General features: G+C 59.3%; 7 protein-coding genes. 5 read left to right on the top strand and 2 right to left on the bottom strand.

Features of this window, described 5'->3' with window-relative positions:
* From WBG04_RS06950 to WBG04_RS06940, 3 genes are all read left to right on the top strand, one after another.
* Positions 1 to 282 (top strand): DNA-directed RNA polymerase subunit omega (locus WBG04_RS06950; RefSeq protein WP_424313660.1); only part of this gene is annotated, 282 nt, incomplete at its 5' end.
* A 43-nt stretch (positions 283 to 325) separates the two neighbouring features.
* Positions 326 to 784 carry an SsrA-binding protein SmpB gene (gene smpB / locus WBG04_RS06945; RefSeq protein WP_424313659.1) on the top strand — a complete coding sequence of 153 codons (459 nt, stop codon included), beginning with the start codon at positions 326 to 328 and terminating at the stop codon, positions 782 to 784.
* Between the two features lie 122 nt (positions 785 to 906).
* Entirely contained in the window at positions 907 to 1,377 is a 471-nt protein-coding gene (locus tag WBG04_RS06940) for a hypothetical protein (protein ID WP_424313658.1), read from the top strand.
* 37 nt (positions 1,378 to 1,414) lie between these two features.
* Here the strand turns inward: WBG04_RS06940 and WBG04_RS06935 are convergent, their stop codons facing one another.
* Complete coding sequence (locus tag WBG04_RS06935; RefSeq protein WP_424313657.1) at positions 1,415 to 2,638, bottom strand: hypothetical protein; 1,224 nt, start codon at positions 2,636 to 2,638, stop codon at positions 1,415 to 1,417.
* Positions 2,639 to 2,816: 178 nt separating this feature from the next.
* Here WBG04_RS06935 and WBG04_RS06930 point away from each other — a divergent pair, with 178 nt between their 5' ends.
* Both WBG04_RS06930 and WBG04_RS06925 read left to right on the top strand, forming a co-directional pair.
* Positions 2,817 to 4,010 (top strand): lysophospholipid acyltransferase family protein, encoded by a 1,194-nt coding sequence (locus tag WBG04_RS06930; RefSeq protein WP_424313656.1) that lies wholly within the window; start codon positions 2,817 to 2,819, stop codon positions 4,008 to 4,010.
* Positions 4,007 to 4,705 carry a TrkA C-terminal domain-containing protein gene (locus tag WBG04_RS06925; protein WP_424313655.1) on the top strand — a complete coding sequence of 233 codons (699 nt, stop codon included), beginning with the start codon at positions 4,007 to 4,009 and terminating at the stop codon, positions 4,703 to 4,705. The genes WBG04_RS06930 and WBG04_RS06925 overlap by 4 nt, the downstream gene beginning before the upstream one ends.
* Here WBG04_RS06925 and WBG04_RS06920 read toward each other — a convergent pair.
* Complete coding sequence (locus WBG04_RS06920; RefSeq protein WP_424313654.1) at positions 4,696 to 6,726, bottom strand: glycosyltransferase; 2,031 nt, start codon at positions 6,724 to 6,726, stop codon at positions 4,696 to 4,698. The genes WBG04_RS06925 and WBG04_RS06920 overlap by 10 nt on opposite strands.
* Positions 6,727 to 6,733 lie beyond the last annotated feature (7 nt).

The raw sequence follows: 6,733 nt of genomic DNA, 5'->3' as shown, positions 1-6,733 counted from the left end.
AGGCACGGCATGACTCCCGATAATATTATTCCTATCGAGCAGCCGAAGCCTCATTCCCGGTTTGCAGGCACACCCATGAAAAGCGATCTTGTTGAGAAGGCGGCGGAAGTTGTGACCGACCCATTGGTCTTGGTAAATATGGTTTCCAAGAGGGTTCGGCAGTTGAATAGCGGTCGTTCGCCTCTGATTCCCACGGTACCTAGCATGGGAGCCGCTGATATCGCTCTTCAGGAGATCATCGAGGGCAAAATCAAGCTCGTCGGTGAGCAGATGAACCAGTAAGCTGGGCATCCGGCGCCGCCCTGAAGGTGGTGCCTGGTCAGCCATGAGTTCGGAGATCGCCAACAACCGGAAGGCTCGCCGGGATTACCACATCGGCGATACCTATGAGGCCGGTCTGGAGCTTCGTGGGACCGAGGTCAAATCAATCCGCGCCGGAAAGATGAACATCGCCGACGCCTTTGCACGCGTCGAAAACGGCCAGGTCTTTCTCTACGGTTGCGACATCCAGCCCTGGCAAACGGCCGGAGTCTGGTTCCAGCACGAGTCGAAGCGCCCGCGCCGGCTTCTTCTGAACAAGAAGGAGATCCTCAAGCTTGAGCATGAGTCCGCTGTCAAAGGCTGCACGCTTCCGTGCCTGCGGATGTATTGGAAGGAGCGACGCGTGAAGGTGGAGATCGGCGTGGGCAAGGGAAAGACCCACTCTGACCAGCGCCACGATCTGAAGAAGAAGGTCGAACTGCGCGAGGCGCAGCGCGAGGTGTCGCGCTTCAATCGTCAGTAGGTAGAGGGTTCGGCCCGCATGCTCAAAAGGAGTCGTGGAGGATTCGTCGGGCCTCGATTCTGTTTGTCCTCGTTTTCCATTCTTGTGGGGCGTCTCCTGGTCCTGATATTTTCACCCGGGTGATGAAAAAGATGATCGGCATGGTTCTCTTCCTGATCGCGGGCGGAAGTCTGTTGGGCGACGAAGCGGTGCCGAATCCTCCGCAGAAGCTTGAATGGCTCTACACGCTTGCGGTTCAGAAGGGGGACGAGAATTTCAGCTTCTCCATCATGAAGGAGGGTTGGCTGTCATTCGACACCTGGGGCGAAGGCAAGGAGTTCAAGGAAGTGAGAATCGAGCTCACCACCGAACAGTTCGACGAGCTGATCACGAAGTTCACCGAGTGCTTCGTCGACATGAAGGATCGCGGGGCAGCAGGCGCGGATCAGGAGTTCTCCTACTGTTTTGAGCAGGCGAGCGATACGGCCACCATTTCGAAGCATTCAGGAGGGAATCCCGAGCTCAAGGCTTTGGCTGAAGAGCTATCCGATCTCTCGGGCAGGCCTTTGCCCTTCGCCTTGGAGAAGGGAGCGAAGGCGGCTGTGCCAAAGTAGATGGATCTTTCTGTCATTGAGACCTCTCGATTTTCTCCTACTCCGGATAGGCGGTCCGGTGACCACAGCCACCGACTCCGCAACCCGAGTGGACGGGAGCTTCGGATTCGGGAAACGCGGTCAGGCGCGGCGCAATCCCGGAGGCGATGGCTGCTTCAGGCGGAAGGCTGACGTCGAAACGGATGAAGTTGCTGCCGAGGTTCCCGGCGAGAAGGACCTCGAAGCGATCCGTGCCATCATTGAGGATGGAACTGTTGCTGCCTGAAGTGCCCGCTCCCTTCCAAGCGTTCAGATCGATGCTGGTTTCAGCTTCGTAGGCAAAGCCGTCGTCGACCGCGTCGGGCTCCTTGTTGAGGTTCCACACCAGACCACCGGCCGTGACCGTCGGCGAAGGGTGCGGGGTGAAGTCGACCGGCGAGCTGCCGTAGAGGAACTCGAAAGCATTGCTCAGTCGATCGCCGTCATCATCTCCGCTGGCTCCTTCCTCAAGGCCGAATGTCTCTGCCCAGACGGCGAAGTTGAGTTCGCGTGGAAGCGCCTGAAGGAAGTCGAAGCCATCGATTCCGGATCGATCCGTGTAGATGATCGACTCCTGCGTCGGAATCAATTCCTCACCGTCTCCATTCCTGCCGGAATACATCAGATTCGAGATGTCGGCCGCATAGTGACTGAGCCCGAGGTTATGACCGATTTCGTGAGCGATCACGCTCGCCACGACGTCCCGTCCACCGTTCCAGCCCAAGAGATTGCCTCCGACGTAGAGGGTGGAGCCGTTGCGGTCGAGCGAGGCGAGACCGGCGCAGGTATTCCCGTTCAGCTGGGGAAATCCGGCGCTGATTCCGACAAAGAACATGTTCAGCTCGATCGGATTGCCGCTCTGAGCGGGGCTTCCCGCGGCATCCACGATTGTCGAAAGGTGACCCTGGGGCCGTGCATTTGACGAGTAGTTTCCCGGGCTGCCGTCGTAAGCAAAGCTGTCGAGATACTCGACCTCGTCACGCCAGACGATTTCGACACCAACCTGGGCCCAGATGCGGTTGATCTGGTCCTTGATGTAGGCTTCGGAGCTTGGAGAGCCCATGAAATTGGCAAGCGTCGAGGCGTTTTTCCTGACAATGATCGGTCTCACCACGACTTGGTCGGTGATGGGCTGGGGTTCCCTCACGTTCGCCGCTGCGTTTGCAGAAGGATGGAGGAACAAGCTGGTCAGAATGGGGAGAAAGAGGAATCCGACCCGTAGCGGGCGATGGTCTTTCGGCATGGTGGCTGTCGCCTTGCAGCAACGTGAACAAGCTGCGAGATCGCGTAGGCTTAGTAAAGATATCCGTAGTAACGCGATCACGTAGGACAGCAACGCCTCGGTTGACCGAATTTCAAGGGTTCAGTTCGCGCGGGCTTTTCCATTTCTCCAAGGGTCGGAATCCTTGTAGCAAGAGCCCATGCGGAGACTTCGCAATGACCTTCCCTACACGTTCCGACCGCCCTTGTGGCGATCATGGTTTCGACCGCTGGGCTTGTGGGCCAATCGGCGGATCCTCTTGAAGAAGTACCGGATCGGGCAACTCGAGAACGAGGGCTTCGACGAGCTTGGGAAGCTTGTGTCGCAAGGCGACGCCGTGATTCTCGCTCCAAACCATGCCGATCATGCCGACCCGCATGTAATGTTGGAAGTCGGGGGGCGGCACCACTTGCCGCTTCATTTCATGGCGGCTCGGGAGGTTTTCGAAATCAGCAAGCGAGGGGCGTGGGCGCTCCAGTCGATGGGCATTTTCTCGGTGGATCGGGACGGTCCGGACCTGTCGGCGATCAAAACCGCGATGGGCCTGCTGCAGCAAGGAAAGCCGCTGGTGATGTATCCCGAGGGGGAGATCTATCACCATCATGAACGACTCGATCCACTTCATGAAGGCGTGGCCTCAATCCTTTTAAAAGTGGCTGCAAAGTTGCCTGAGGGAAAGCGGGCCTGGTTGGTTCCGATTGGCATGCGCTTCCGCCATGGGCCGGAGGTCGAGGCGACTTTCAATGAACGACTATCGCGACTGGAGGACCGGATCGGTTGGACGCCGCGGCCAGCCATGCCGGTCGATGATCGGATCCTGCGCTTGGGAAGTGGCGTTCTCGCATTGAAGGAAACCGAGTTTCTCGGCAAGGCGGGCACGGGATCGCTGCAGGAGCGTCTCGACTATCTTTGTAGTACCTTGCTCGCCGAGGTGGAGGGTCGTCGAGGCAGCGATCCGCGCGCGGTCACGCCACCGGAGCGGGTCAGAGCCCAGCGCTACCGCATCCGGAAATGCCTGCTCGACGAGAAGAACGTTCCCACGGAGAAGCAGCGGATCGAATTGCTGGATGATCTCGATCGGGTGTTTGCGGCGCTCCAAGCCCACAGCTACATCGGTGACTATCTGCTGGAGAATCCGACGCTGGATCGACACGCGGAGACGGTCATGAAACTCGAGGAGGATCTCTTCGGTTTCCCCGAATACCCGACCTCAAGAGTCGCGCGGGTGGTGGCAGGGGAGGCATTGAACGTAAGTCAGATGCTGGCTGATGGTGAGCTGCCCGCAAAAGGCGGGGCGGGAATATTGACGACGACACTTGAGGAAAAGCTCAACCAGATTTTGTCAAAGATATGATCGTTCCACTACTCGCATTGCTGGTCATCGTGGTGTTGGCCCTGTTAATCGTTCAGTTGGGCTCGAACGCCCTGGTGCTCACCGGGATGTCCCAAGCGGCGGCGAGGTTTCAAGCATCGTCGGCCTTCTTCGGGGTGGGCTTCACGACTCTTGAAGCCGAGATGGTGGTCGATCATCCGGTTCGCCGACGGATCATCCTTCATCTGATCATTTCTGGAAACATTGGCCTGACGTCGGCCTTGGCGACCCTGATCGTGACGATGACGAGGAATGATCCGGACGGCCTGCCCCTGGGTTTGCTGTTGTTTCTGATCATCGGCGGGGCTGTGGCATTCGGCCTGTTGATGAACGTCGGTTGGATCAAGCGGCCCCTGGATGCGGTGATGAAGAGGTCGCTGAAGATGGTGGGTGTCATCGAGGCCCTTGACTACGAAGTGCTGCTCAACCTCAAGGAGGGCTTCAGTGTTTCGGAAGTGGAAGTCGAAGCAGGGCATCCATTCGCCAACAAAGCCTTGATGGAGTCGAGGCCATCCGACCACGGGGTGGTGGTTCTTGGGATCCACCACAAGCGCGGCGCTTTCGTTGGGGCGCCCGACAAGAACGAACGCATTGAGCCGGGAGACGTGATCATGATCTACGGCGCGGACGAAGTGGTGAAGCGAACCGGGAGCGGGCGTCTGTTGGATCAGGAATAGTATTCAGCGTAGAGCCGGCGGGCGCAGTGGGCTGCTTTTTTGGGGCCACCCAATCGTGCGAGTTGATAGGTGGCGACAAGCCGAAGCACCGTAACGAAGCGTTTGGAGAAATTGGACTGCCATTTGACGGCAGAGACTTTCCATTCCTGTCCGAGGTAGATGATGCGGCCGCGAGTATGAAGGCGGAGGCTGGCTTCGACATCTTCCATCAACTCCTGAGCAGGAAAGCCACCGGAAGCTTCCAGCGCGGAGCGGCGCACGACCATGGTTTGATCACCGAAGGCGACACCGCCGAAGACGACGCGGAGTTCATTGAGGATTTCGACGACGAGGGTGCGGAGACGGGTTTGATCGAATCGTTGCCCGAGAACAAACATGGAAGCCTCGGGATGGGTGTCGATGGCCGCGAGTAGGTCGCGATGCCAGCCGGGTCGTGGAGTGGTGTCAGCGTGAGCAATGAGAACCCAATCGGTATTCATGGCATCGATACCGGCCGCAATCTGGCAGCCACGGCCCTTTGGTGCCGAGAGGTAGCTGGCGAGTGTGGGTGGTGGTGGAGTTTCCGAGGCATCGGCGAGGATGATGGGGCACCCGCTGTGGGTTTCCTGACGAAGTTCTTCGACAAGTTCAGGGAGCCGCGGGCCGGGATCGAGGGTCGGGATGACAATGCCAAGGCGCTTGGGTGCTGCCGGCGACTCCTCTTTTCTGAAATGGTGGATGACCCGGGGGATGAGTTGCCGGTGGTGGGCGGCGAAGGCAATCAGGGCGGGCATCCAGATCGTCGCTGCCGTGAAATGGCCGAAGCCCCACCAGCCGTGTCGGGCTTCGGTGTGCCAAGCGAGAAAGTAGCCTGCCATGGTGACGGAGGCGACCGTCCAGCCGAAGGACGGGCGCAGGGTGATCAGGGGAATCAACCACGCCAGATACCAGAAGTGGACGATGGGTGAGCAGAGGAGCAGGAGGGTGAGTGCGACGTGGAAGGATTCGAGCAACGAGAGACCACGAAAGGATGCGATCAGTAGCACGAGGAAGCCGAAGGCGAAGGCGGCATAACAGAGCGGACGGGTGCTTTCCGGCGAAAGGCCGCTCAGGCTGATCAAGGTGAAGAGCGGGCCGTTGAAGGCGCTGGTATTGGCGAAGTGGCTGAGTCCGTTCAGCCAGGAGGGGAGAGTTGTTAGAAAGGGCAGTGCGGGGAGAAGCAGCGTGACGGCAAAGGTGAGGAGGGGAACGAAAGGTCGCTTCGAAAGCGGATACGATCGCTTTCTCCAAACTTCAATGATGAGCAAGGGAAGGAGCAGGATAGCGATGAACTTCAGTTGAACGGCCAGCGCGAGAAGGAAGAAGGCGAGAGGGAGGCGCTTTGACGTGGCGGCGAAGAGGGAGCCGACCATCGCGACGACCATCAGGCTGTCGTAGTGGGCCTCGGCGGCGAAGGCGATCAGCACGATCGGATTGAAGGCATAGAAGCCCGCCCAGCGCGCGGGCAGGTGGTCGCGTCGGAGAAGAAGGAGGACGAGAAACAGCGTGGCCAGATCGGCGGTGGTGGCGGCCAGTTTGAGGGTGAGCGCGGGCTCGGGAGTGAGGGCGGCGGCGCTCATGGCAAGCAGCGCGGCGGGCGGGTAGGCTGTCGGTCGCTCGCGATGGTTCATCTGCTCCCAGTGGGAATTCCTGAATACCAACCATCGGTCGTCATCAGCCGCAGCCGCGAAGGGGCTCTCTCCCGCAGAGACGAGCTGGCCCTCCCAGATGTAGCGGTGGACGTCGTCCGAGGCCGGTGCAGGAAGGAGGATCAGGCGCAGGACGATGGCAGCTCCGATGATCAGGAGGCGGGATCTTCGCGGTGATCTTTCAGGGAATGAAAAGACCAGGATGAGCATGAGGAGGCCGATGGCCGCGAAGAGCAGGACCCTGAGGAGAGGGAGTGACTCGAGGCTCGGCAGGCTTGCCCAGATGCCGCAGAGGATCGCCGTGCCGACGAACGAGGCGATCCATAGGATGAAACGAGGGGATGGTCGGTTCATGAGATTC

Origin of the sequence: Haloferula sp., assembly GCF_049672945.1 — a bacterium.
GTDB lineage: Bacteria > Verrucomicrobiota > Verrucomicrobiia > Verrucomicrobiales > Akkermansiaceae > Haloferula.
Note: the sequence above shows the minus strand (reverse complement) of the source record. Positions and strands in the feature narration are given on the sequence as shown.